Raw genomic sequence first — 21830 nt, 5'->3', positions numbered from 1 at the left:
GCCATCCCGCCAGCTAGCGCCGGTGGTCGAACCGCCGCGCCAGCCGTTCGCCCGCAACCTGCACCAGCGTGACCAGCACCACCAGGATCGCGATCACGTGGAACATCACGGCGGTTTCGTAGCGTTCGTAGCCATAGCGGATCGCCAGGTCGCCCAGCCCGCCGGCACCCACCGCGCCCGCCATCGCCGACGAACCGATCATGGCGATCACGGTCACGGTGGCGCCGCCGATGATCGCGGGCATCGCCTCCGGCAGCAGCACGTGGCGCACGATATGCCAGCGGCGGCATCCCATGGCCCTGGCCGCCTCGACCAGCCCCGGGTCGATCTCATTGAGCGCAACCTGCGAGATGCGCGCGAAGAACGGTATCAGGTGGGCGCTCAGCGGCACCACCGCGGCCCACGTGCCCATGGTGGTGCCGACGATCATGCGCGTGACCGGCAGCATCGCGACCAGCAGGATGATGAAGGGAATCGAGCGGAACATGTTCACCAGCACCGACAAGGTCCGGTGCAGCCGCGGCCGTGGCGCCAGGCCGCCGGGAGCGGTCACGGTGAGCACGAGCGCCAGCGCCATGCCGGCGGCGAACACCACGGCGCACGCGCTGGCGGTCATCAGCAGGGTCTCGCCCAGCGCCTTGAAATACTTGTCAGCCATTGGCAGCAGCACGATGTGCAGTCTCCTGTCTGGTTGTGTCCGGCACGGCGGCCATGCGGTGCCGCAATGGCCGCAGCAGCGCGATGGTGGCTTCTGCGTGCGGTTCGGCAAACACCTTCCAGACGGGGCCATGCTCGATGACGTGGCCGTGGTCGAGCACCAGCACGCGGTCGCAGGCTTCACTGATCACCGCCATGTCGTGCGTGATCAGCACCACGGTCAGCCCCAGCCGCTGGTTGATGTCGCGCAGCAGCGCCAGGATCTGCTCAGTGGTCTCCGGGTCCAGTGCGGAAGTGGCCTCATCGCACAGCAGGATCTCGGGCCGGTGCACCAGCGCACGGGCGATGCCCACGCGCTGCTTCTGCCCGCCGGACAGCATCGCGGGATAGGCGCGCGCCTTGTCGGTCAGCCCGACCAGCTCCAGCAGTTCCATCACACGGACCGCGATCTCGTGGCGCGGCACACCCGCCACGCGCAGCGGTAGCGCGACGTTGTCGAATACGGTCTTGGCCGACAGCAGGTTGAAATGCTGGAAGATCATGCCGATCCGGCGCCGCAGCGCCACCAGGCCGTTCTCGTCCAGCAGGCCGATATCGGCGCCGTCGATGCTGACGTGGCCGGTGTCGGGGCGCTCCAGCATGTTGATGGTGCGCAGCAGCGTCGACTTGCCGGCGCCGCTGCGTCCGATGATGCCGAAGCGCTCGCCGCGGCCAATGGTGAAGGAAATATCGGCCAGCGCGGGGGCGCCTGCCCCCGCGTAGGTCTTGCCGATCCCCGCGAACACGATATGCGGCCCAGGTTCGCGCAACGGTAGGACAGCGTGCATGCTGGCTCGTCAGAAGGCAGGGATCACGGAACCCTGGTATTTGGTCTGGATGAACTTGCGCACCTCGTCGGACTGATAGGCCTTGACCAGCCGCGCGACCCACGGCGAGCCCTTGTCCTGCTCGCGCACGGCAATCACGTTCACGTACGGGTTGTGCTCCTTCTTTTCCACCGCGATGCCGTCGCGCGTGGCGATCAGGCCGGCCTGGTACGCAAAGGTATTGACGATGGCGGCCGCATCGACGTCTGGCAGCGCGCGCGGCAGCACCACCGAGGCGCTTTCCACGAACTCCAGCTTCTTCGGGTTGGCCGTGATGTCGGCCAGCGACGCCGTGCCGGTATAGGGATCGAAACCATCCTTGAGCTTGACCAGCCCGTGGTCACGCAGGATCACCAGCGCGCGCGTCTGGTTGCTCGGGTCGTTCGGGATGCCGATGCGCGCCCCATTGGGCAGCGCCTCCAGCGACTTGACCTTGCGCGAATAGAACGCAATCGGCGAGATCAGCGTATCACCGACATTGACGATCTTGTAGCCCCGCTGCCTGATCTGGTCGCGCAGGAACGGGATGTGCTGGAAGGCATTGGCATCGAGGTCGCCATTGTTGAGGGCCTCGTTGGGGCTGGCGGTGCCGGTGATGACGATGGTCTGGACCTTCAGCCCCTGCTTGTCGGCAACGCGCGTCACTACTTCCCAGATTTCTTCGTCGACCCCGCCGCGAACGCCGACCTTGAGTGGCCGGTCGCTGGCTTGCGCGTGGGCGGTGCCGATGGAGAACGTGGCAAGCGCCGTCAGCGCGGCGAGTGCGAGGGTGGCAAGGAAAGGGCGTCGTGTCATGGCAGGCTGGGCAGTGATGAGGAAGCACCAGTCTATGAAACGCCCCTTGCCCAGTCCACGAAGGAATACGACGTAGCAAATGCGGACTTCTGCTTACGCCGCAGCCTGCGCCGGTACCCGTCCCGCGGGCCGTTCGAGGCCCAGGTGCGAGCGCAGCGTGGTGCCCGCGTACGCAGTGCGGAAGATGCCGCGCCGCTGCAGGATCGGCACCACGCCATCGACGAAAGCCTGCAGCCCGTCGGGCAGCGCATCGGGCATCAGGTTGAAGCCGTCGGCGGCACCATGGCGGAACCAGTGTTCGATATCGTCGGCCACCTGCTCCGGCGTTCCCACGATCACGCGATGTCCGCCGCCGCCCGCCAGCTCGCGGATCAGCGCGCGCACAGTCAGGTTCTGGCGCTGCGCCACCGCCACGGTGGCGCGGAAGAAGGTGTGGTTGCCGTTGGCCGGCAGCGCCAGGTCATCTGGCAGTGGCACGTCCAGGCTCAGTCGTTCCACAGGAATGCCCAGTGTGCCGGCCAGCCGCACCAGGCTGTAGTCCCATGGAATCAGGTCGACCAGCTCGTCGCGGCGCTGCCGCGCCTGCGCCTCGGTGGCGCCGATGATGGTGGTCAGCCCCGGCAACACCTTGACCGCGTGCGGGCCGCGCCCCAGCGCTTCGGCACGCGCGTTGATCTCGCGCTTGTAGGCCAGCGACTCCTCGAACGACTGCGACGCGGAGAACACCGCCTCGGCATGCCGCGCGGCCAGCTCGCGCCCGTCGCTGGAGCCGCCAGCCTGGAACAGCACCGGATGGCCCTGCGGCGGCCGCGGCAGGTTCAGCGGGCCTTGCACGTCGAAGAAGGTGCCATGGTGGGTCACCGGCTGCAGCCTGGCGGTATCGACAAAGCGCCCGCCGTGCTTGTCGCCGATCAGGGCATCGTCTTCCCAGCTGTCCCACAGCGCCTTGACGAGATCCGTGAACTCGTCGGCACGCGCATAGCGCTGCCCGTGGTCCGGCGGCGCGGCGCGGCCGAAGTTGCGTGCCGAGCCGGCATCCGCCGTGGTCACCACGTTCCAGCCCGCGCGGCCGCCACTGACATGGTCCAGCGTGGCAAAGCGCCGCGCGATGTTATAGGGCTCGTTGTAGCTGGTGGAGGCCGTGGCCACCAGTCCGATATGCGTAGTCGCCGCGGCGACGCAGGCCAGCAGCACGGTCGGCTCCAGCGCCGTGATCGGCCGGAAATGGATCTGATCGGCAATCGACGCATTGTCGGCCAGGAAGATCGCGTCGAACTTTCCCGCTTCAGCGATGCGTGCCAGGCGGACGTAGTGCTGCACGTCCACGAACGCACGCGGGTCGCTGGCGGGCAGGCGCCAAGCCGACGGCACGAAGCCGGAATGGAGCGCGTTGATGTTCAGGTGCAGCTGGCGCGGCGGTGAGCTTGCTGTCATCGTTCGTCTCCGGCGCCTCAGAACACCCGGCCTTCGGTCAGGTGGGTGGTGTCGCCGTTCAGGTGGTAGGCGCCGACCACGCGCGCCTTGTGCAGCAGCGGGTTGTGGCTGAAGATCGTGCGCAGGTTGCGCCAGTGCCGGTCAAAGTTGTGCTGCCTGGCGGTGGCCGAGGCGCCGCCGGCCTCGAACATGCGCTCGGCCACGTGCAGCGCCAGCTTGCTGACCACCAGCTGGGTCTGCGCGGTGGCGAGCGCGCCGGCCAGGACCAGCGCTTCGGCGTCTTCGGAGCGTGCCAGCAGCGCGTCGGCCGAGCGGTCCAGTGCGCGCGCATTCTCACGCACCAGTGCGTCGATGGCATGGCTGTGTGCGGCCAGGTCGCCGATCACCTGCTGGATGAAATGGTCTTCGCGCGCCGAGGATGCCGGGCTGTGCAGCACCGGACGGCCATGGTCGCGCACATAGCGCAAGGCATCGGCCCAGGCATTGCGCACGATCCCCGCCGCCACCGCCACCAGGTGCAGCTGGCGCAGCGCGCCGCAGTGACGGCCGACCAGCGTGCTGTTGGCGCGCCGCGTCACTTCATCGGCGAGCACCTGCACATCGTCCAGCACCAGGCTGCCGCTGGCGGTCATGCGCTGGCCCATGCCGTCCCAGTCGTCAACGACGTTGAAGCCGGGGCGATCGGTCGGGATGATGATGGAGGCATCGGCGCCGTCGGCATCCTTCACATTGATGCGGGCGTAGTCGGCAAAGGCGGTGCCGGTGGAGTAATACTTCTTTCCGCTCAGGCGGTAGTGCTCGCCGTCGCGCCGCAGCGCCGTGGTGATTTCACCGGGACGCGACGTGCCGCGTTCGGTGGAGGCACCGCCAAAGATCGCGCCCGCAACGATGCGCTGCACCTGCAGGTCATTGAACGCCGAACGCGGCGCCAGGCGCAGCGATTCGGTCTGGTCGAAGTGGATGCGCAGCGCGTGTGCGACGTTCGATTCCTCTGCGGCAATCGCGGCAATGACCTCGAACAAGTCGGCCAGCGAGCCGCCCAGGCCACCCTGCTCCACCGGGAGCCGGAGCACGCCAAGCCCGGACTCGCGAAACAGCGCGAAGGCCTCATAGGGCAGCAGCCGCCGTGCCTCGCGGGCGGCCGCGTCGATGCCAATCTTCTGCGCCAGCGCCGGCACGGCGTCCAGCGCGGCGCGCAGCGCGTGCCGCGCATCGAAGTCCAACGGGGCATTCATGGATGATTCCTTCCTTGCGGATGAGCAGGCTCACAAGATAGGAAACCCTGCATCACACGGGAACGAATGAATGCCTATATCGTTATCTGCCACGCTTCGAGTCCAGGTCGAAAATCTCGGAAGGCGCCATGGATGCGCTCGCACGGTAGTCCCATGGACCTACAGCCGACTCCGGAATAAGTGCTATTAAGTGCACTCACGAATAAATCTGTAGAGATCACTACATAGTTGATCCACACTCTACAAGCCCTTAGTATCGGCCCATGGAACCAGCTCAGGAACTGTGGACCCTCCTCGTCATCAGCCTGCCAACCAAGGGCGCTACTGCCCGGATGCGCATCTGGCGAGCCCTCAAGGCACTAGGCTGCGCCGCACTGCGCGACGGCGCCTATCTGTTGCCGACGGCAAGCGCGCAAAGCGCTCAACTACGTGAACTGGCCGATGAAACCATCCAGGAAGGCGGCCAGGCCTGGCTGCTGAACGTGCGCGCGCAAGATCCGGCGGAGGCTCACGCCTATCGGACACTGTTTGACCGCACGGCCGACTACGCCGGCTGGCTGGCCGCCCTCTCCGAAGACCGCAAGAGCTTGTCCGGCCAGGATGAAGCCGGGATCGCCCGCCTGCTGCGCCGGCACGGCCGTGCCTTTGATGCCATCGCCGGGACCGACTTCTTCCCCAACGGGGCATCGGCCAACGCTGCGTTGCAATGGCGGGACTTCAACAGTGCGGTCGAAACCCTGCGCTCGCCGGGCGAGCCCCAGCCTGCAAGCGGCGGGATCCCGCGCCGGGATCCCGCCCAATACCAGGGGCGCAACTGGGCAACGCGGCGCCACCTGTGGGTGGACAGGGTTGCCAGCGCGTGGCTGGTCCAGCGTTTCATCGACCCGCATGCGCGCTTCCTGTGGCTGGAGCATCCCGCGGACTGCCCGGATGATGCGCTGGGCTTCGACTTCGACGGCGCCGCCTTCACGCATGTGGGCGACAAGGTTTCATTCGAAGTGCTGCTGGCCAGCTTCGGCCTGGACGCCGACCGCGGACTGGCCCGCCTGGCCAGCATGGTCCACGCCCTGGATATCGGCGGGGCCCAGGTGCCCGAAGCCAGCGGGTTCGAAGCCGTGCTTGCCGGCGCGCGCGAGCGCCTGGCGGATGACGACGCCCTGCTGGCCGAAATCGGCCGTACCCTCGATTCCCTTCATGTGCATTTTTCCGGAAAGCGATAGCACCATGCCCCTGAGGTCCACGACATGAGCAACGTCTCGCAGGCCCCAACCCCTCCGGCCGCGCTCACGGAACGGCCGCGCTACACCCTCTGGCAGCTGGTCGGCTACATGCTGCGCCTGGGCACGCTCGGCTTCGGCGGTCCGGTGGCGCTGGCTGGCTATATGCATCGCGACCTGGTGGACCGGCGCCAGTGGATCACCGACGCCGACTACAAGGAGGGGCTGGCCCTGGCACAGCTGGCACCCGGCCCGCTGGCCGCGCAGCTGGCCATCTATCTGGGCTATGTCCACTACCGGATCGCGGGCGCGACGCTGGTCGGGATCGCGTTCGTGCTGCCGTCATTCCTGATGGTGCTGGCGCTGGGCTGGGCCTATGTGCGCTTTGGCGGCCTGACGTGGATGCAGTCCGTGTTCTACGGCGTCGGGGCCGCGGTGATCGGCATCATTGCGATCAGCGCGTACAAGCTCACGACCAAGAGCGTGGGCAAGGACCGCCTGCTGTGGGCGATCTACCTGGTGCTTGCCGCGGTCACGGTGGTCACCGAATCCGAAATCGCATGGATGTTCCTCGCGGCCGGGCTGCTGGTGTGGTTCTGGCGCGCCCCGCCAAAATGGCTGCGCCAGGGCGGCCTGCACGCGGCCGCGGCGACACAGCTGCCCCTGGCCGGCGGCGTGGCCGGCACCATTGACTGGCCCCTGCTGGCGCAGATTGCCGTGTTCTTTGCCAAGGCGGGCGCCTTCGTGTTCGGCTCGGGGCTGGCCATTGTGCCGTTCCTGTACGGCAGCGTGGTCACCGACTTCCACTGGCTCAATGACAAGCAGTTCGTGGATGCCGTGGCGGTGGCCATGATCACGCCCGGCCCGGTGGTGATCACCGTCGGCTTTATCGGCTACCTGGTGGCCGGCTTTCCGGGCGCGTCGGTTGCGGCGCTGGCCACCTTCCTGCCGTGCTACCTGTTCACCGTCCTGCCAGCTCCCTACTTCAAGAAATACGGCAAGCTGCCCGCCATCCTGGCCTTTGTCGATGGCGTGACCGCTGCCGCGGTGGGAGCCATCACCGGCGCGGTGATCGTGCTGGCCAGGCGTTCGATCGTGGATGTGCCGACGGTGCTGCTGGCGCTTTGCACGGTGGCGCTGCTGCTCAAGTTCAAGAAGCTGCCCGAACCCGTGATCGTGGCCGGCGCGGCGCTGATCGGCCTGGTGGTCTATCCGCTCATGCATCACTGAGGGGAGTACCGCGCCGAGTCTATGAAATCGCTTTGCGGTCTCGGGCGCACAACCGGCCCACTGCCGTGGTGGCCGAAGCCACTTGCGATGGGCAGCTTTGGGGAATCTAATCCTAGGGAGGAGGCGTCCCGAGGAGGGCCCCATGGCGCAATGCACAAAATGCGGATCTGAGAACCCCGTAGGCGCCAGTTTTTGCCAACAATGCGGCAGGTCCCTCATCCGCCAATGCCGGCGCTGCGGCTACGCCGTGCCCCCGGGGGCACGCTTCTGCAGTTCCTGCGGCGAACCCTGCAGCGATCTGGCACCAGCTGCGCCCACCTCGCCTGTCACCTACACGCCGCCCCATTTGGCCGAGCGCATCCGGAGCGAGCAAGCAGCGCTGGAAGCCCGCGGCGAGCCCGCTGGCGAACGCAAGACCATCACTGTCCTGTTCGCGGACATGGCGGGCTCGACCGCACTGATCCATGACCTGGATCCGGAGGAAGCACACCGCCTGATCACGCCAGTGATCGAACTGATGATGGAGGCGGTGCACTACTACGAAGGCTACGTCGCCAAGTCGTTGGGCGACGGCATCCTGGCGCTGTTCGGCGCACCGATCGCCCATGAGGACCACCCCCAGCGTGCGCTTTACGCCGCGCTGCGCATGCAGAAGGCGATGCAGCGGCACAGCGACCGGCTCAGGCTGGAACAAGGCATCTCGCTGCAGATCCGGGTCGGCATCCACACCGGCGAGGTGGTCGTTCGCTCGATCCGCAAGGACGACCTGCACACGGACTATGACCCGGTCGGCCACACCATCCACATTGCCTCGAGGATGGAGACCATGGCCGCCCTCTCGTCCATTTTCGTCAGCGAATCCACCTACAGGCTTGCGGAAGGATACTTCGCGTTCAAGCCACTGGGCGTTGCCCAGGTCAAGGGCATTCCCATGCCGCTGGCTGTCTATGAACTGACCGGAACCGGGCCGCTGCGCACACGCCTGCAGGTGGCGGCGCATCGCGGCCTGGCGCGCTTCGTGGGGCGTGAGGCCGAACTGGAGACGCTGCAACGGGCACTGGAACGGTCCGCGGCCGGCCAGGGCCAGATCGTCGCAGTGGTTGGCGAAGCCGGGGTCGGCAAGTCGCGGCTATTCCACGAGTTCAAGGCACGCTCGCCCGGCAGTTGCCTGACGCTGGAAACGTTCTCGGTGTCCCACGGCAAGGCCTTTGCCTACCTCCCGCTGATCGAACTGGTGAAGAACTATTTCCAGATCGAATCCCACGACGATGAACGGCGGTACCGGGAAAAGGTTGCAGGCCGGGTCGTGATGCTCGACCGGACACTGGAGGACGTGCTGCCGTACCTGCTCCACCTGCTGGGCATCAGCGAGCCCGGTTCGGCATTGCCGAACATGGATGCCCGGATCCGACGCCAGCGCACGTTCGAGGCGATCACGAGCCTGCTGTGCCGCGAGAGCCGGAATCAGACGCTTGTTCTGTTGTTCGAGGACCTGCAATGGCTGGACAGTGAAACCGAGGCCTTTCTGGATGTCCTCATCGACCGCCTTCCTGGCGCCAGGATCCTGCTGCTGCTGAACTATCGGCCCGAGTACCAGCACGGCTGGGGCCAGAAGGATTTTTACATTCCGCTGCGGCTGGATCCATTGGGCCAGGCTGAGGCCCGGCAACTGCTCGCCGCCCTCCTTGGCGACGATCCCGCGCTGATGCCCCTCAAGGGCCTCATTCTGGAAAAGACCGAGGGCAATCCCTTCTTTATGGAAGAGGTGGTGCAGACCCTGTGCGAGGAGAAAGCCCTGCTGGGCGAGCCCGGCCATTACCGCATCGAGAAGACGCCCGCCGCGCTGCATATCCCGACAACCGTACAGGGCGTACTGGCCGCCCGCATCGATCGGCTGTCCCGTGCCGGGAAGGACTTGTTGCAGACCCTGGCCGTGATCGGAAAGGAATTTTCCCTGAGCCTGGTCCAGCGGGTTGTCGCGCAGCCGGATGACCAGTTGCGCCCTCTCCTCGCCCAACTGGAGTTGGCGGAGTTCATTTATGAGCGGCCAGCATTCCCCGATATCGAATACACGTTCAAGCATGCGCTGACCCAGGAGGTGGCCGGCAACAGCTTGCTCACCGAGCAACGCACAACGCTGCACCAACGCACGGCCCAGGCGATCGAAGCGCTCTTCCAGAATCAGTTAAAAGACCACTACAGCGAACTGGCCCGGCACTACAGCCTTGGCGGCAACGATCCGAAGGCGGTGGAGTACCTGCAATACACCGGACAGCAGGCCGTGCAGCGGTCTGCCTATCACGAGGCGATCAGCCACCTGAATGCCGCGTTGGTACTGCTTGGCCGGCAGCCCGAGACCCCGGAACGTGCTCGCCAGGAGCTCGCGCTGCGGCTTGCCATCGGGCCGGCCTTGACTGCCGCCAGGGGCTTTGCCTCATCCGAGGTGGAAGCGACCTACAGCCGCGCCTTGGCACTGTGCGGCCCGGCCAGGGACACACCAGAGCTTTTTCCGACGCTGGTCGGGTTGCGCACCTACTTCTCCCTGCGTGCAGAGCATGCGAAGGCCTGCGAACTAGGGGAGCAACTGCTGCACCTGGCCGAGCAAAAGAAAGATCCGGAGTTGTTGGGCGAGGCCCATGTCTCGCTTGCGACGACCTCGTATTACCTGGGCAGATTCAGTATCGCGCATGCCCACGTGCGTGAAGCGCTTGCGCTCTACGGCGCAGGATCGCATCACACCCACCTGAATGTCCATGGCGTGGATCCGGAGGTACGCGCCCTGTCGACTTCGGCCCTGGTCCTCTGGAGCCTTGGCTATCCTGACCAGGCCAGCAAGAGCGCGCAGGACGCGCTTGCGCTGGCACGGCAGCTGTCCCATCCCTTCAGCCTTGCGCATGCCTTGTGCCAGACGGCAGAACTGCACCACTTCCGCCGCGAGCCCCAACTCACGCAAGAATACGCCGAGGCAGCCATCACGCTCTCGACCGAGCAAGGTTTCCCGCTCTGGCTTGCGTGGACGACCATCCTTCGCGGTTGGGCGCTCACCGAACAGGGGCAGCCTGAGCCAGGCATCGCGCAGATGCGCGAGGGGCTGGCGGCCTACCACGCTACGGGGGCGGCGTTGGGGCATTCGCATTTCCAGTGCCTCCTGGCCCATGCCTACGGACGCCAGGGACAATTACAGTCAGGCCTGAGCGCGCTTGCCGAGGCAAAAGACGCGGTGGACAAGACCGGGGAACACTATTGCGAAGCTGAGTGGCACCGCATCAAGGGTGAGCTGATACGGCAAGGACAAAGTTCGCCGGGTCTCAGGCCTGATGGCAATGCGGAAGCGGAAGCGGAAGCTTGCTTCCACAAGGCGATCGACATCGCGCGTCAGCAACATGCCAGGTCGTTCGAATTGCGGGCTGCCTTGAACCTGGCGCACCTGTGGCGGCAGCAAGGCAAGGTGGAACTCGCCACACAGTTGTTGGCCGGCATCAAGGCTGGATTCACCGAAGGCTTCGACAGCGCTGACATGCGGGACCTGGTGCTTGCCTGACGTTGACGCCATGCCAGCCTCCCGGTCAGGAACCACCGGCTTCCCCACGATCCTGTTTGGCGCTTTCGATCGCCACAACTTCGGCGACCTGCTGCTGCCGCATGTGATGCGAAGCCTGATCGGGCAGGCCAACCCATTCTACGGGGGCCTGGCCGAGCGCAACCTGAGAATCCATGGCGGCCATCGGGTCCACACCCTGGCGCGGCTGGCAGCCACCGTGGGCGACAGCGCCGTCGATGTCATCCATGTGGGTGGCGAAACCCTGACCTGCTCGCTCTGGGAGGCGGCCGTGATGCTGCAGCCTCCCGAGCAGGCCCGGGCGGTGGTGGCGCTGCTCGATGCCCGGCCGCACGAGCGGACGGTCTGGGCCCAGGCGCAGCTGGGCCTACGGGACCTGGTCCCCTACCTGTTGCCGGCCGGCATCTTTGCCAACGTCCGGCGTGTCATTGTCCACGCCGTCGGCGGCATTGCACTTGGATCGGTTGAGCCTGCCATGCGGGCCGAGGTGGTGGCCAAGCTCGGGGCCGCCACCAGCGTCGGGGTACGAGACCATCAGACCCGGGCCATGCTCGCGGAGAACGGCATTGCCTGCCGCCTGGAGCCCGATCCGGCCGTGCTGGTGGCCGAGCTGTTCGGCCCCTGCATCCGCCGGCGCGCCCGCCAGGGCGAGTGCGCCCGCATCGTGTCAGGGTTTTCGGGCGGATACCTGGCCGTGCAGTTCAGCGCGGATTTTGGCGACGACGATACCCTTTCTCAGCTGGCGGCCCAGCTCGAACGTATCGCCCGGACCAGGACCCTGGGCCTGGTGCTGTTTCGCGCCGGCGCCGCGCCCTGGCACGACGACCTGGCTTGCTACCAGCGCCTGGCGGCACGGCTGCGCGGCACGCCTGTGGTCGTGTTCGACTCGCTCAATCTGTGGGATATCTGTGCGCTGATTGCGCACAGCCAGGCCTTTGTCGGCAGCAGCCTGCACGGCGGCATTGTCGCCGGCGCCTTTTTCCTGCCACGGCTTGGCCTGCTCCGGGCCGCACAACCTCCTGGCACCAGCAAGCAAGTCGCCTTTGCCGCGGCCTGGGGCGCGGCCGGGGCGCCGGCCGCGGTGACCGTTCAGAATCTTGCGGCCGGCCTGGACGAAGCGATGGCAACCCAGACCGCGCAGCGTAGGGAATTGGCCTGGGAATGGGCCAAGGCATGCAGGACCGCATTCCAGCTGGTTCAGGAGAGCTAGCGCGATCGAATCCTCCCGCGAGGCATGGCTAGTGCTATCGGCACATCGCCATCAGCTGTACCCACGCCGGCGCAAGAGCCGGCTCGAGCCACGCTGTCAGTGCCACCACGCACAGTCCCGCCAGGCTGAGCACCGACAGCCATATGCCGTGCTTCAAGCGATCATCTGGTCGTTCTGCCATGCGCGCTGCGCATGGCAAGAGGGCCGGAGATCGTGCTGTAATGGCGTATCGCGAATCTGCCAGGAGGCCATCGCATGTCCGTTCCGCTCGTCCGACTGTTTCCGCTCGACCTGCTCAAGGGCTTCGTCGCCGTCGGCCGACGCATGAGCATTACGCAGGCAGCGGACGATCTGTGCCTGACGCAGTCGGCGGTAAGCCGGCAGATCCACGCGCTGGAGGAGCAGCTGAACGTGTCGCTGTTTGTGCGCAAGCATCGCGGCGTGGCCTTCACTGCCGAGGGCGAACGGCTGTTTCGCAGCGCCGACAGCGCGCTGCAGCAGCTGCAGGACGTGGTAGCCGAGGTGCGCCGCAACGAGGGCCAGCGGGCCGTCACGGTCACCGCCAGCATCGGCGTGACCGGCTTGTGGCTGCTGCCGCGGCTGGGGAACCTGCAGAAGACGCATCCGCATCTGGATGTGCGCCTGTCCGCCAGCAACCGTATCAGCGACCTGCGTGCCGAGGGCATCGACCTGGCCGTGCGCTATTGCCGCGACGCCGCGGCGCCGCCCGATGCTGTGCGCCTGTTCGGCGAAAACATCGCCCCGGTCGCCCATCCATCGCTGGTGGCCGGGGTCGCCCAGCACGACGAGGCGCTGCTCCAGCTGCCGCTGCTGGAATTCGACGATCCCCGTCCGTGGCTGCAATGGCGCAGCTGGCTCGAGCCGCGCGGCTACCGCCAGGCGAGCCAGCACGGCATGCTTCGCTTCAATCAGTACGACCAGGTCATCCACGCGGCGCTGGCGGGACAGGGCGTCGCACTGGGCCGGCTCGAGTTGGTGCGGCCCCTGATCGATGGCGGCCAGCTGGTGATCGTGCCGACGGCGCTACAAGCACCGCCGAGCCCCAACGCGTACTGGCTGGTCCATGCCTCCGCCCATCCGCGCGAGGACGTCAGGTGCGTAGCCGAGTGGATTTGCCAGGAAGCCGCACACACCGTCAGGACACGCGCGAGCCCCGTAGCCACCTGAGCCAGGGAAAGCCGGCACGGCGCTGGTGTGGCGGCGCTTCGATCCTGCACAACACGGGGCCGGCCCCGTGCAGCGCCGCCAGAAACACGTCGGCGTCACCATCCAGCCGATAGCGCTCGCCAGGTGCGAGCAGGACGTCCGGGGACGGCCTGTCCCGTGCTTCGAACGTCAGCCACAGGCTGCCGCCGCGGCAGACCAGTTCCGCGCCGGCCCGCAGTCGCAGGCGCAGGCATTCCGCTTCAAGGCAAAGGGTGTATGGCATGAAAGGCTCCGGTGAGCCATTTCATTGTGGGAGCCGGCGTCGCGGCTTGCCATGAGCATTGCGTCGGCCAGCCATGCGTTACCCGATCGCATACGGCCCGACAAAGCCACCGAGATTGCCGAGTCCCCGGTAAACGAAAAGGCGGGCTTCCGAAGATGCCCGCCCGTTTTGCCGCTAAACGCCTGCGTACCTGTCCGTCAGGCTGGCACCTGCGTCCCCGCCGCCGCCTTCTCCTTCGAGAAAAGACTCCTGGAGGTAGCAACATGGTTGGCCAGCACCGGCCGCAAGACCATGATCGCCAGGAAGGCCGCGGTCAGGTCCATGGCCGCAACCGTGTAGAGGACCGTCGACCAGGTGCCGCTCGCCTCCATCATCAGGTTGCCGACCGGCACGAACAGTGCGCCGATGCCCTTGGCCGTGTAGAGCACGCCGTAGATCTTGCCGATGTGCTTGGTGCCGAAGGCATCGCCGGCCAGTGCCGAGAACAGTGAGTAGACCTCGCCCCAGGCCAGGAACACCACGCCCGACAGGATCAGGAAGGCGTACGGGTTGCTGCCGAAGTAGCCGAGCGCGATGATGCCAAGGCCTTCCAGGGTGAAGGCGATGACCATGGTCTTCTCACGGCCGATGTTGTCCGAGATCCAGCCGAACAACGGACGCGAGATGCCGTTCATGATCCGGTCGAGCATCAGCGCGAGCGGCAGTGCGGCCATCACGAAGAAGTGCAGGTCGACCTTGAACTCCTTCACGCCCAGGTCCTTGGCGATGACGCCAAGCTGGGCCACGGCCATCATGCCGCCGGTGACGACCAGGATGAACATCACAAACATCAGCCAGAACAGCTTGGTGGACATCGCTTCCTTGAGCGTGTAGTCGCGCGTCGCCTGGACCAGCTTCTGCGATGCCCTCACCTCGGTACCCTTTGGTGCGCGCAGGAACCACGCCGCGACAAAGGCGAGCCCGCCCTGCAGCAGGCCGAAGAACAGGAAGGTGTGCTGGAAGCCCTGCGACTCGATCATGGCCGCGATGGGCAGGATAGTCGCCGCAGAACCGGCGCCGTAACCGCCCGCGGTCAGGCCCACCGCAAGGCCACGGCGGTCCGGGAACCACTTGAGCGCGTTGTTGATGCAGGTGGCGTAGATCGAGCCCACGCCAAGGCCGCCAACGGCTGCGCCGACGTAGAAGCCCATCAGGGTAGTGGCCTGCGAGTTGATGCACCACGCCGCGCCGATGAAGACCGCGCCGAAGGCGACCATCATGCGCGGGCCGAACTTGTCGATGAAATAGCCTTCGATCGGGGCCAGCCAGGTCTGCACAAGGACGAAGACGGTGAAGGCGATCTGGATGCTGGCGCGCGACCAGCCGTAGGTGCCCTGGATTTCAGGGACGAACAAGGTCCAGGCGTACTGGATATTGGCGGTGGCGATCATGCAGACCACACCGACAAACAATTGCAGCCAGCGTGTGCCTTCCGGGACCTGGCGATTAGCGCCCAGCGCTGCCGATGGATTACTCATTTGCGCGCTCCTTGAATCATTTGACCATTCAATTGCGGGGGTGCGGGCGGGTATGCGGACGCGCTGCGCCTCTGCATAAGGGTGGCTGCTGGCATTTCATGTCTCCTGTGTCATTGGCATTTATTTGCCTCTTATTCCGACGCCGACCTGAGGTCTCCGCCCTCACCTCTCTCAAGTTCGGAGTGGCGATGGGATACACAGTATGTGATATATCAAGTAAGTCAAGCGAAAGGGATGGCAGGGTTTTCACTGAATTTATGACGGGGAAGGATGGGTGCCGGATATTCACGCTGGATATGCATCATCGCCCCCGGCAAAAGGCGTCGCCAGGAACCACCCGACGACCATGAATCCCTTTGCTGGAGCCACTTCCAGGCGCATCGTTGCCGATAGATGAGGGTTCGTTTTGAATGGATGAGGAAAAGGACTTAAATCTCATCATTACGAATTTGTCATGCTTGGAAGTCGATCCTCCCGGCCAGCCAGCATGATTACGAAAATGTCATGATTACAGAAATGTCATGATTTTGACTGCACCAAGTGATGAGCGAAATAAATCAGAGCGATTAATACGATATAAACAGCACGCACGCGCCCCAAAAAAAAAATGCCCGCAGGCAAGCCTGGCGGGCGTAGGCATGATGCGTGACATCAGCCGCAGCATGTAGATGCAGTTATAGGCGATTATTCGAGCCAGATAAATAAATAAAAACGCTTAGTGCGGGATGGCGACCAGAAACTCTCGAAAACCCTGACGGATTTACCGAAAAACCCTGAACGCCATTTGGGCCGATTCAGAAGATGGCATTTTTGTCATGATGTGTTTCGATTTGCAGGCGACCAGATGCACGGCTGCCCGGGTCGGAAGGCAAGCACTGTAGACAAGATCGTCCAGGCTGCCCGTGAGAGTAGATAAAACGGTAAGTGCTGTAGAACTCCTGGAAGCCCGGCGACCAGGTTGCCCATCCATCGCTATAGATAGAATGGAAAGCATTTGGCCGCCAAGTAGATGTTTCGGTAAATTCTGTAGAAATTCTGGTAAGCTCCGAGCAAACCGGCACCCAAGAATTGCGACTTCATATGTCTCATGCGCCACTAGGCTACGACGCGCTTATCCGCAAGTTCGGGTTGCGCGTCCCGCCGCTGCGCTCGACGTCCGCCCTTGCCGACAAGACCGGGGTCCTCAGCACGCACACCGGACCGGACGGCACCACGCGCACCGTGTACCCAAGGAACCGCTACCGCGGCGGCGACACGACCGTGGACCACCTGACGTTCGCGCTGAAGAAGGAGCAACTGGACCTGACCGTGCTGGCGGCGCTGTTCGAGCATGCGCAAGCGGTGCAGGCCGTACGGGAGTGGCTGGCGGCCACCCCGACCTCCCGTTATGCGAGGCTGAGCGCGTTCTATGCCAAATGGCTTGCCGGGGCGCAATTCGACTACAAGCTGCCGGCCGGGGCGCCCAGGGTACTGGCGCTGGACGAGACCCGGTACCTGACCGGCCCGGCAACGCCGGACCTGCAGTTCGGCATCCAGAACAACCACCTCGGCCCGGCCGCGTTTTGCCCCCTGGTGCGCCGCACCGAGAAGCTGGCGCAGCACATTGCCGCCGACCTCCCTGGCCGCGTGGCCGCGGCCATCAAGCGACTCGAGCCAGAGTTGCTGGCGCGCGCGGTGGACTACCTCTACCTCGCGGAAACACGATCGACCTACTCCATCGAGCACGAGATCCCCGATAACCAGCGGGTCGCCAAGTTCAGGCGACTGCTGGAATACGCCGGCAATCCAGCCCCGCTTACCGAAGAGCAGCTGTGCGAGTGGCAGAACGAAATCATCTCGGGGCTGCGCGCCGAATTCGCCTACCGCGACAAGCAGAACTGGCTGTCCCGCGGCGGGCGCATGCGCAACATCGCGGACTACATTCCCCCGCCGCCCGGGCAGCTTGGCGCGATGATGGACGGGATTGCCGCGGTGGCGGGCCTGGTCGAAGCACAGGCGGCAAACCCGATCGTGGCCGCGGCGTGCGTATCGTTTGGCTTTGTCTTCGCCCACCCGTTCTACGACGGCAACGGCCGGCTCCATCGATTCCTCATCCACCATTTGCTGCGCCAGGCCGGGGTCACGCCCGATGGCGTAGTGTTGCCGGTGTCGGCGCGGATGCTCAAGCAAATCGATACCTATGCCGCCCTGCTGAAGTCCTATTCGGCCCCGCGGACGGCCCTGCTCAACTACGCGCTGGATTCGGACAGCGGCACGATCCTGATCAAGTCGCCACAGCCCGGCTGGCTTTACGCATCCTTTGATGCGACCGCGCTGTGCGAATTCGTCTTCGAATGCATCGAGCAGTGCGTCGAGCAAGACCTTGCGCAGGAGATCCAGTACCTGCGCGCTTACGATGCCAGCGTCACACGCCTGGAGAGCTGGCTCGACCTGCGCCAGTCACGCCTGTCGAATCTGATCGACCTGATCGTCCAGAACCACGGCGAGCTGTCCAGGCGCAAGCGCAAGCTGTTCGAAGACATCACGGACGACGAGCTCGCCCGCATTGAAGCCGTCGTGCACGACGAATTCACGGAATACCTCGAGCTCCACGGCAGCCGCTGAAGCGGCGGCACAGCGTTGGCACTGCCCGGTGGCCGCCACCAGGCGGCGGCTGCGGCGCCACTCTGTATCGCTCTGTATCCCGGGCCGCGGCAGACATGAAAGATTGCACGGATGCCGGGAAGCGGAAACAGCCGGGATACGTGCGGACGGTGGAATGCGTCTATTGCCAAGACCGGGAGTTCTCCGCCATGTCCATCGTCGCCATCCATCCGCCGCCCTGCCCCTGCCATCGTGCCTGCCACGGCACCGCGCACGCCAGCGGGAGCCGCCCATGATCGACGCTGTCCTTGCCTTTGCCGCCGGCGTGCTGACCATTGCCTCGCCCTGTGTGCTGCCGGTGCTGCCCATGCTGCTCGCCGGCTCGGTGGGCGAATCCGGCCGGCTGCGCCCGCTGGCAATCGCGCTTGGCTTCGTCAGCGCCTTTTCCGCGCTGGGCATCGTCTTCGGCGCACTGTCCAGCGCCTTCACCGAAGCCCCAGGCGTGGTGCGCAACGCGGCCATCCTGTTCCTGCTGGGCGCCGGCCTGGCGCGGCTCTGGCCGGCGGGCTTCGAGCGCCTGACGGCCCCGTTCGCCGGCGTGGTCGACCGCCTGGCGGGCGCCGGCGGCCGGACCGGCACCGGCGTGGCCGGCGGCTTTGTGCTGGGCATGACGCTGGGCGCGGTGTGGACCCCGTGCGCCGGGCCGGTGCTGGCGTCGATCCTCGCGCTGGTGGCCAAGGCGCAAGACCTGTATCGCACTGCCGGCCTGCTGGCGCTGTTCGCGGCTGGCGCGGCCATTCCGATGCTGGGCATTGCCTATGGCGGCCAGTTCGCCACCACTCACGTGCGCCGGCTGGCGCGTCACACGCACCGGCTGCAGCAAGGCTTCGGCGTGCTGGTGGTGGCGACCGCCATTGCCATGTACTTCCAGTACGACACGCTTGCCGTCGCCTGGCTGACCTCACTTTTCCCTGCCTCCCAACCTGGAGCCTGAACCATGCACCGCTTCCTTCGTACCCTGCTGGCCACCACCGCCATCGTTACCGCCCAGCATGCCGCCGCCGCCCCTGCCGACTATGGCAAAGCGCCGGAATTCACCGGCATCGACAAGTGGCTCAACTCTGAACCGCTGACCGTTGCCGGACTGCGCGGCAAGGTCGTGCTGGTCGATTTCTGGACCTATAGCTGCATCAACTGCATCAACACGCTGCCCCATGTGCGGCAGTGGTACGACAAATACCGCGACAAGGGCCTGGTTGTGGTCGGCGTCCACACCCCGGAGTTCCCCTTCGAGAAGTCCACCGCCAACGTGCAGGCAGCGCTCAAGCGCTTCGATATCCGCTACCCGGTCGCGCAGGACAACGCCTATGCCACCTGGAACGCCTGGCGCAACCAGTACTGGCCGGCGCTCTACCTGGTCGATGCCAATGGCACCGTGGTCTACAAGCACTTTGGCGAAGGGAACTACGCCGATACCGAAGCGGCCATCGAGAAGGCGCTGGCCGGGCGCAAGTAAGGCTGGCACACCGCTTCCATTGAGCGCGGATGGCGAGCGAGCCTGCCGCGCCCCGGGCCGTGCTCTCAGGCACGGCCCAGCGCTTGGAACCTGTCTCGGGTTCCAACACCCATCCGAGCCGGTTTCCCGGCACACCCGACGAAAATTCAGATTCCTCCACAATCTGTTGTTAATGCGAATCATTACTATTACAATTCTCGGAGTTCTATTACAGCACATTAAGCACATCATTACGTTCGCCTGACCATAACCATGCAAACCGCAACACGCTCAGTCACCCTGGCGGGGCCGGCCGGCCGCTGCCGGGTACGTCCGCTCGCTCTTCTTGTGGCCGCCATCGGCGCGGGCACTCCTCTGCTGTCCGAGGCGCAGGCAGTGGCCGCCGCGTCCGCCGTCGCGCAAACCGGCACATCCGGTGCGGGCACAAAGCAGGACGGCCCGCCGGCCAAGGCCGACGGCGGCGAGCTGAATGCGGTGGAGGTCAGGGTCGATCGGATCAAGAGCGACCTCGTCAGCCCGACGCGCCAGGTGACGGTGCTGGAACGCGAGGAAATCGAGGAGCTGAAGGTGGGTTCCAACAATCTCGCGACCATGCTCAGCAAGCTGATCCCGGGCATGGCGGACTCCAGCCGCACGGTCACGGACTTTGGCCAGACGCTGCGCGGCCGCGGCACGCTGATCCTGGTGGATGGCATTCCGCTCAACACCAACCGGGATTCGGCGCGCAACCTCGCCACCATCGATCCCAGCAATATCGAGAAGATCGAGATCATGCGCGGCAGCAGCGCAATCTACGGCGCCGGCGCCAACGGCGGCATCATCGCGATCACCACGCGGCCTGCGGGCGGCCCGCCCAGCGCGGATACCACCATGACGCTGGGCACCCCGCTGACGCGGCTGAGCAAGGAGGGGCTCAGCACCAATATCCAGCAGCACTTCTCCGGCAGCCAGGGGCCGCTCGACTACGCGTTCCACCTGGGCGCGCAACATATCGGCAGCCCCTATGACGCCCACGGCCACCGCATCGCGCCGGAGCCGAGCCAGGGTGACCTGTTCGATTCCAACGTTTACAACGTGAGCGGCAAGCTGGGCTGGCGCATCGACAGCCAACAGCGCATCGAACTGAGCGTGAGCCAGTACCAGGCAAAGCAGAACACCGACTACGCCTCCGATCCGTCGGTGGCCAAGCTGCCGCCTGGCACCGCGGCCGCGCGCGCGATCAAGGGGCTGCAGCTCGAAAACCAGAACGAGCTGCGCAACACCGTGGTCAACCTGGGCTACCAGAACCTGGACCTGCTCGGCAGCACCGTATCCACCCAGATCTACTACCGCGACTACTTCACCCGCTTCCCGCCGTTCGATGCGCGCGCGGTGGCCACGCGCGGCGGCAACGTGGACCAGGTCAGCCAGAACAGCGACGTGTTTGGCGGGCGCCTGACCATCAGCACCCCGCTGGGCGCCGACAAGAAGACCAAGCTGCTGTGGGGCGCGGACTACAACCAGGAGCGCAGCGACATGCCGCTCGATGTGTTCGATCCGCGCGCCTATGACCAGAGCGGCGGCCTGGTCTTCAACAAGACCGGCTCGCTGACTTACATGCCGCCGCTGACCACCCGCAGCGGTGGCGTCTTCGGCCAGCTGCAGCACAAGTTCAACGAGCAGTGGTCGATGGAGGGCGGCGTGCGCTATGAGCGCGCCAATGCCAGCTTCGACGACTTTGTGCCGCTGTCGCAATCGAAGGTCAGCAACCCGGTCGCGGTCAAGGGCGGCACGGTCAACTACGGCGCCTGGCTGTTCAATATCGGCGGCGCGTACGCGCCGGTGAAGAACCAGGAGTTCTACGCCTCGTTCGGCCAGGGCTTCCAGTTGCCCGATATCGGCCTGCAGATCCGCAATGCGCGCCCGGGCTTCAATATCAATTCGTCCAGCCTGGAGCCGGTCAAGACCAACAACTATGAGATCGGCTGGCGCGGCGCGTTCGGAAATACGCTGGCGACCCTGGCGCTGTTCTACACCACCTCGCAACTGGGCGACGTGCAGAGCTTCAACAACGGCCTGATCCTGACCCGCACCAAGGAGCGCATCGCCGGCGTGGAAGCCTCTGCCGACTACCTGAGCGACAGCGAGACCTGGGGCGCGGGCGGCACGTTTACCTGGATCAACGGCCGCGAGCAGCCGCAAGGCAGCAGCAGCTTCCAGAACATGACCGGCTATCGCATACCGCCGCTGAAGCTGACCGCCTATGTCCAGTACCGGCCGATCAGCACGTGGAGCAACCGCCTGCAGGTGACCTACTACGGCGGCCGCGACTACCGGCTCAACGACCAGAACAGCTTCGGGCGGCGCGAGGTCAGCAGCTACACCACCGTCGACCTGATCAGCCGCTACCAGGTCAGCAAGAAGGACACGATCACGGTGGGGATCGAGAACCTGTTCAACCGCTACTACTACCCGTTGTACAGCCAGCTGATGCGCAACAGCAATAACACCAGCCGCCTGCCGGCTGCGGGCATCACGCTGACCGCGATGTACCAGCACCGCTGGTAAAGCAGCCGCCGGAC

17 protein-coding genes are annotated in these 21830 nt (G+C 65.3%); 9 read left to right on the top strand and 8 right to left on the bottom strand.

The genetic code is table 11. The features are described 5' to 3' along the window. Nucleotides 1-13: 13 nt before the first annotated feature. From ACW4E8_RS20570 to ACW4E8_RS20550, 5 genes are all read right to left on the bottom strand, one after another. Entirely contained in the window at nucleotides 14-670 is a 657-nt protein-coding gene (locus ACW4E8_RS20570) for a methionine ABC transporter permease (protein ID WP_456806222.1), read from the bottom strand. Further along, nucleotides 651-1484, bottom strand: a complete 834-nt coding sequence (locus tag ACW4E8_RS20565; RefSeq protein ID WP_456806221.1) for a methionine ABC transporter ATP-binding protein — start codon at nucleotides 1482-1484, stop codon at nucleotides 651-653. Before ACW4E8_RS20565 ends, ACW4E8_RS20570 begins: the two co-directional genes overlap by 20 nt. Nucleotides 1485-1493: 9 nt before the next feature. Continuing rightward, nucleotides 1494-2318, bottom strand: coding sequence for a MetQ/NlpA family ABC transporter substrate-binding protein (locus ACW4E8_RS20560; RefSeq protein WP_456806220.1), 825 nt, complete (start codon nucleotides 2316-2318; stop codon nucleotides 1494-1496). A gap of 93 nt (nucleotides 2319-2411) precedes the next feature. Then, nucleotides 2412-3752, bottom strand: a complete 1341-nt coding sequence (locus ACW4E8_RS20555; RefSeq protein WP_456806219.1) for an LLM class flavin-dependent oxidoreductase — start codon at nucleotides 3750-3752, stop codon at nucleotides 2412-2414. Between the two features lie 17 nt (nucleotides 3753-3769). Then, nucleotides 3770-4987 carry an acyl-CoA dehydrogenase family protein gene (locus ACW4E8_RS20550; protein ID WP_456806218.1) on the bottom strand — a complete coding sequence of 406 codons (1218 nt, stop codon included), beginning with the start codon at nucleotides 4985-4987 and terminating at the stop codon, nucleotides 3770-3772. A 263-nt stretch (nucleotides 4988-5250) separates the two neighbouring features. On the opposite strand from ACW4E8_RS20550, the gene ACW4E8_RS20545 reads away from it, so the two are divergent. The 4 genes from ACW4E8_RS20545 (at nucleotide 5251) to ACW4E8_RS20530 (ending at nucleotide 12203) form a co-directional block, all read left to right on the top strand. Beyond that, nucleotides 5251-6207: a chromate resistance protein ChrB domain-containing protein gene (locus tag ACW4E8_RS20545; RefSeq protein WP_456806217.1), complete on the top strand. Its 957-nt coding sequence runs from the start codon at nucleotides 5251-5253 to the stop codon at nucleotides 6205-6207. 24 nt (nucleotides 6208-6231) lie between these two features. Then, nucleotides 6232-7434, top strand: a complete 1203-nt coding sequence (locus ACW4E8_RS20540) for a chromate transporter (RefSeq protein ID WP_456806216.1) — start codon at nucleotides 6232-6234, stop codon at nucleotides 7432-7434. 142 nt (nucleotides 7435-7576) lie between these two features. Continuing rightward, complete coding sequence (locus ACW4E8_RS20535) at nucleotides 7577-10975, top strand: adenylate/guanylate cyclase domain-containing protein (RefSeq protein ID WP_456806215.1); 3399 nt, start codon at nucleotides 7577-7579, stop codon at nucleotides 10973-10975. A 10-nt stretch (nucleotides 10976-10985) separates the two neighbouring features. Then, nucleotides 10986-12203: a polysaccharide pyruvyl transferase family protein gene (locus tag ACW4E8_RS20530; protein ID WP_456806214.1), complete on the top strand. Its 1218-nt coding sequence runs from the start codon at nucleotides 10986-10988 to the stop codon at nucleotides 12201-12203. A gap of 34 nt (nucleotides 12204-12237) precedes the next feature. Here ACW4E8_RS20530 and ACW4E8_RS20525 read toward each other — a convergent pair whose 3' ends face one another. Beyond that, complete coding sequence (locus ACW4E8_RS20525) at nucleotides 12238-12384, bottom strand: hypothetical protein (RefSeq protein WP_456806213.1); 147 nt, start codon at nucleotides 12382-12384, stop codon at nucleotides 12238-12240. Nucleotides 12385-12458: 74 nt separating this feature from the next. Here ACW4E8_RS20525 and ACW4E8_RS20520 point away from each other — a divergent pair, with 74 nt between their 5' ends. Beyond that, a complete protein-coding gene (locus tag ACW4E8_RS20520; RefSeq protein WP_456806212.1) occupies nucleotides 12459-13391 on the top strand; it encodes a LysR substrate-binding domain-containing protein in 933 nt (310 codons plus the stop codon). On the opposite strand, the gene ACW4E8_RS20515 is transcribed toward ACW4E8_RS20520, so the two are convergent. Both ACW4E8_RS20515 and oxlT read right to left on the bottom strand, forming a co-directional pair. After that, entirely contained in the window at nucleotides 13360-13653 is a 294-nt protein-coding gene (locus tag ACW4E8_RS20515; protein WP_456806211.1) for a DUF2917 domain-containing protein, read from the bottom strand. The two genes, ACW4E8_RS20520 and ACW4E8_RS20515, sit on opposite strands and share 32 nt — an antisense overlap. A 197-nt stretch (nucleotides 13654-13850) precedes the next feature. Further along, nucleotides 13851-15170 (bottom strand): oxalate/formate MFS antiporter, encoded by a 1320-nt coding sequence (gene oxlT / locus ACW4E8_RS20510; protein WP_456806210.1) that lies wholly within the window; start codon nucleotides 15168-15170, stop codon nucleotides 13851-13853. A gap of 1080 nt (nucleotides 15171-16250) precedes the next feature. Here oxlT and ACW4E8_RS20505 point away from each other — a divergent pair. The 4 genes from ACW4E8_RS20505 (at nucleotide 16251) to ACW4E8_RS20490 (ending at nucleotide 21816) form a co-directional block, all read left to right on the top strand. Beyond that, complete coding sequence (locus ACW4E8_RS20505) at nucleotides 16251-17774, top strand: Fic family protein (protein WP_456806209.1); 1524 nt, start codon at nucleotides 16251-16253, stop codon at nucleotides 17772-17774. Between the two features lie 271 nt (nucleotides 17775-18045). Continuing rightward, nucleotides 18046-18747 carry a cytochrome c biogenesis CcdA family protein gene (locus tag ACW4E8_RS20500; protein ID WP_456806208.1) on the top strand — a complete coding sequence of 234 codons (702 nt, stop codon included), beginning with the start codon at nucleotides 18046-18048 and terminating at the stop codon, nucleotides 18745-18747. A 3-nt stretch (nucleotides 18748-18750) separates the two neighbouring features. Next, nucleotides 18751-19269, top strand: a complete 519-nt coding sequence (locus ACW4E8_RS20495; protein ID WP_456806207.1) for a thioredoxin family protein — start codon at nucleotides 18751-18753, stop codon at nucleotides 19267-19269. A gap of 252 nt (nucleotides 19270-19521) precedes the next feature. Continuing rightward, the gene (locus tag ACW4E8_RS20490; protein ID WP_456806206.1) at nucleotides 19522-21816 is read left to right on the top strand and encodes a TonB-dependent receptor; all 2295 of its coding nucleotides are present in this window, start codon (nucleotides 19522-19524) and stop codon (nucleotides 21814-21816) included. Nucleotides 21817-21830: the final 14 nt, after the last annotated feature.

The sequence above is a fragment of the Cupriavidus sp. CP313 genome, assembly GCF_054072015.1.
Note: the sequence above shows the minus strand (reverse complement) of the source record. Positions and strands in the feature narration are given on the sequence as shown.

What these genes read in the sequence shown, in the direction of transcription:
- ACW4E8_RS20490 (WP_456806206.1), top strand. Translation starts at nt 19,522, where the DNA reads ATGCAAACCGCAACACGCTCAGTCACCCTGGCGGGGCCGGCCGGCCGC.
- ACW4E8_RS20545 (WP_456806217.1), top strand. Translation starts at nt 5,251, where the DNA reads ATGGAACCAGCTCAGGAACTGTGGACCCTCCTCGTCATCAGCCTGCCA.
- ACW4E8_RS20535 (WP_456806215.1), top strand. Translation starts at nt 7,577, where the DNA reads ATGGCGCAATGCACAAAATGCGGATCTGAGAACCCCGTAGGCGCCAGT.
- ACW4E8_RS20550 (WP_456806218.1), bottom strand. Translation starts at nt 4,987, where the DNA reads ATGAATGCCCCGTTGGACTTCGATGCGCGGCACGCGCTGCGCGCCGCG.
- ACW4E8_RS20515 (WP_456806211.1), bottom strand. Translation starts at nt 13,653, where the DNA reads ATGCCATACACCCTTTGCCTTGAAGCGGAATGCCTGCGCCTGCGACTG.
- ACW4E8_RS20495 (WP_456806207.1), top strand. Translation starts at nt 18,751, where the DNA reads ATGCACCGCTTCCTTCGTACCCTGCTGGCCACCACCGCCATCGTTACC.
- oxlT (WP_456806210.1), bottom strand. Translation starts at nt 15,170, where the DNA reads ATGAGTAATCCATCGGCAGCGCTGGGCGCTAATCGCCAGGTCCCGGAA.
- ACW4E8_RS20505 (WP_456806209.1), top strand. Translation starts at nt 16,251, where the DNA reads ATGTCTCATGCGCCACTAGGCTACGACGCGCTTATCCGCAAGTTCGGG.
- ACW4E8_RS20540 (WP_456806216.1), top strand. Translation starts at nt 6,232, where the DNA reads ATGAGCAACGTCTCGCAGGCCCCAACCCCTCCGGCCGCGCTCACGGAA.
- ACW4E8_RS20500 (WP_456806208.1), top strand. Translation starts at nt 18,046, where the DNA reads ATGATCGACGCTGTCCTTGCCTTTGCCGCCGGCGTGCTGACCATTGCC.
- ACW4E8_RS20555 (WP_456806219.1), bottom strand. Translation starts at nt 3,752, where the DNA reads ATGACAGCAAGCTCACCGCCGCGCCAGCTGCACCTGAACATCAACGCG.
- ACW4E8_RS20520 (WP_456806212.1), top strand. Translation starts at nt 12,459, where the DNA reads ATGTCCGTTCCGCTCGTCCGACTGTTTCCGCTCGACCTGCTCAAGGGC.
- ACW4E8_RS20565 (WP_456806221.1), bottom strand. Translation starts at nt 1,484, where the DNA reads ATGCACGCTGTCCTACCGTTGCGCGAACCTGGGCCGCATATCGTGTTC.
- ACW4E8_RS20560 (WP_456806220.1), bottom strand. Translation starts at nt 2,318, where the DNA reads ATGACACGACGCCCTTTCCTTGCCACCCTCGCACTCGCCGCGCTGACG.
- ACW4E8_RS20530 (WP_456806214.1), top strand. Translation starts at nt 10,986, where the DNA reads ATGCCAGCCTCCCGGTCAGGAACCACCGGCTTCCCCACGATCCTGTTT.
- ACW4E8_RS20525 (WP_456806213.1), bottom strand. Translation starts at nt 12,384, where the DNA reads ATGGCAGAACGACCAGATGATCGCTTGAAGCACGGCATATGGCTGTCG.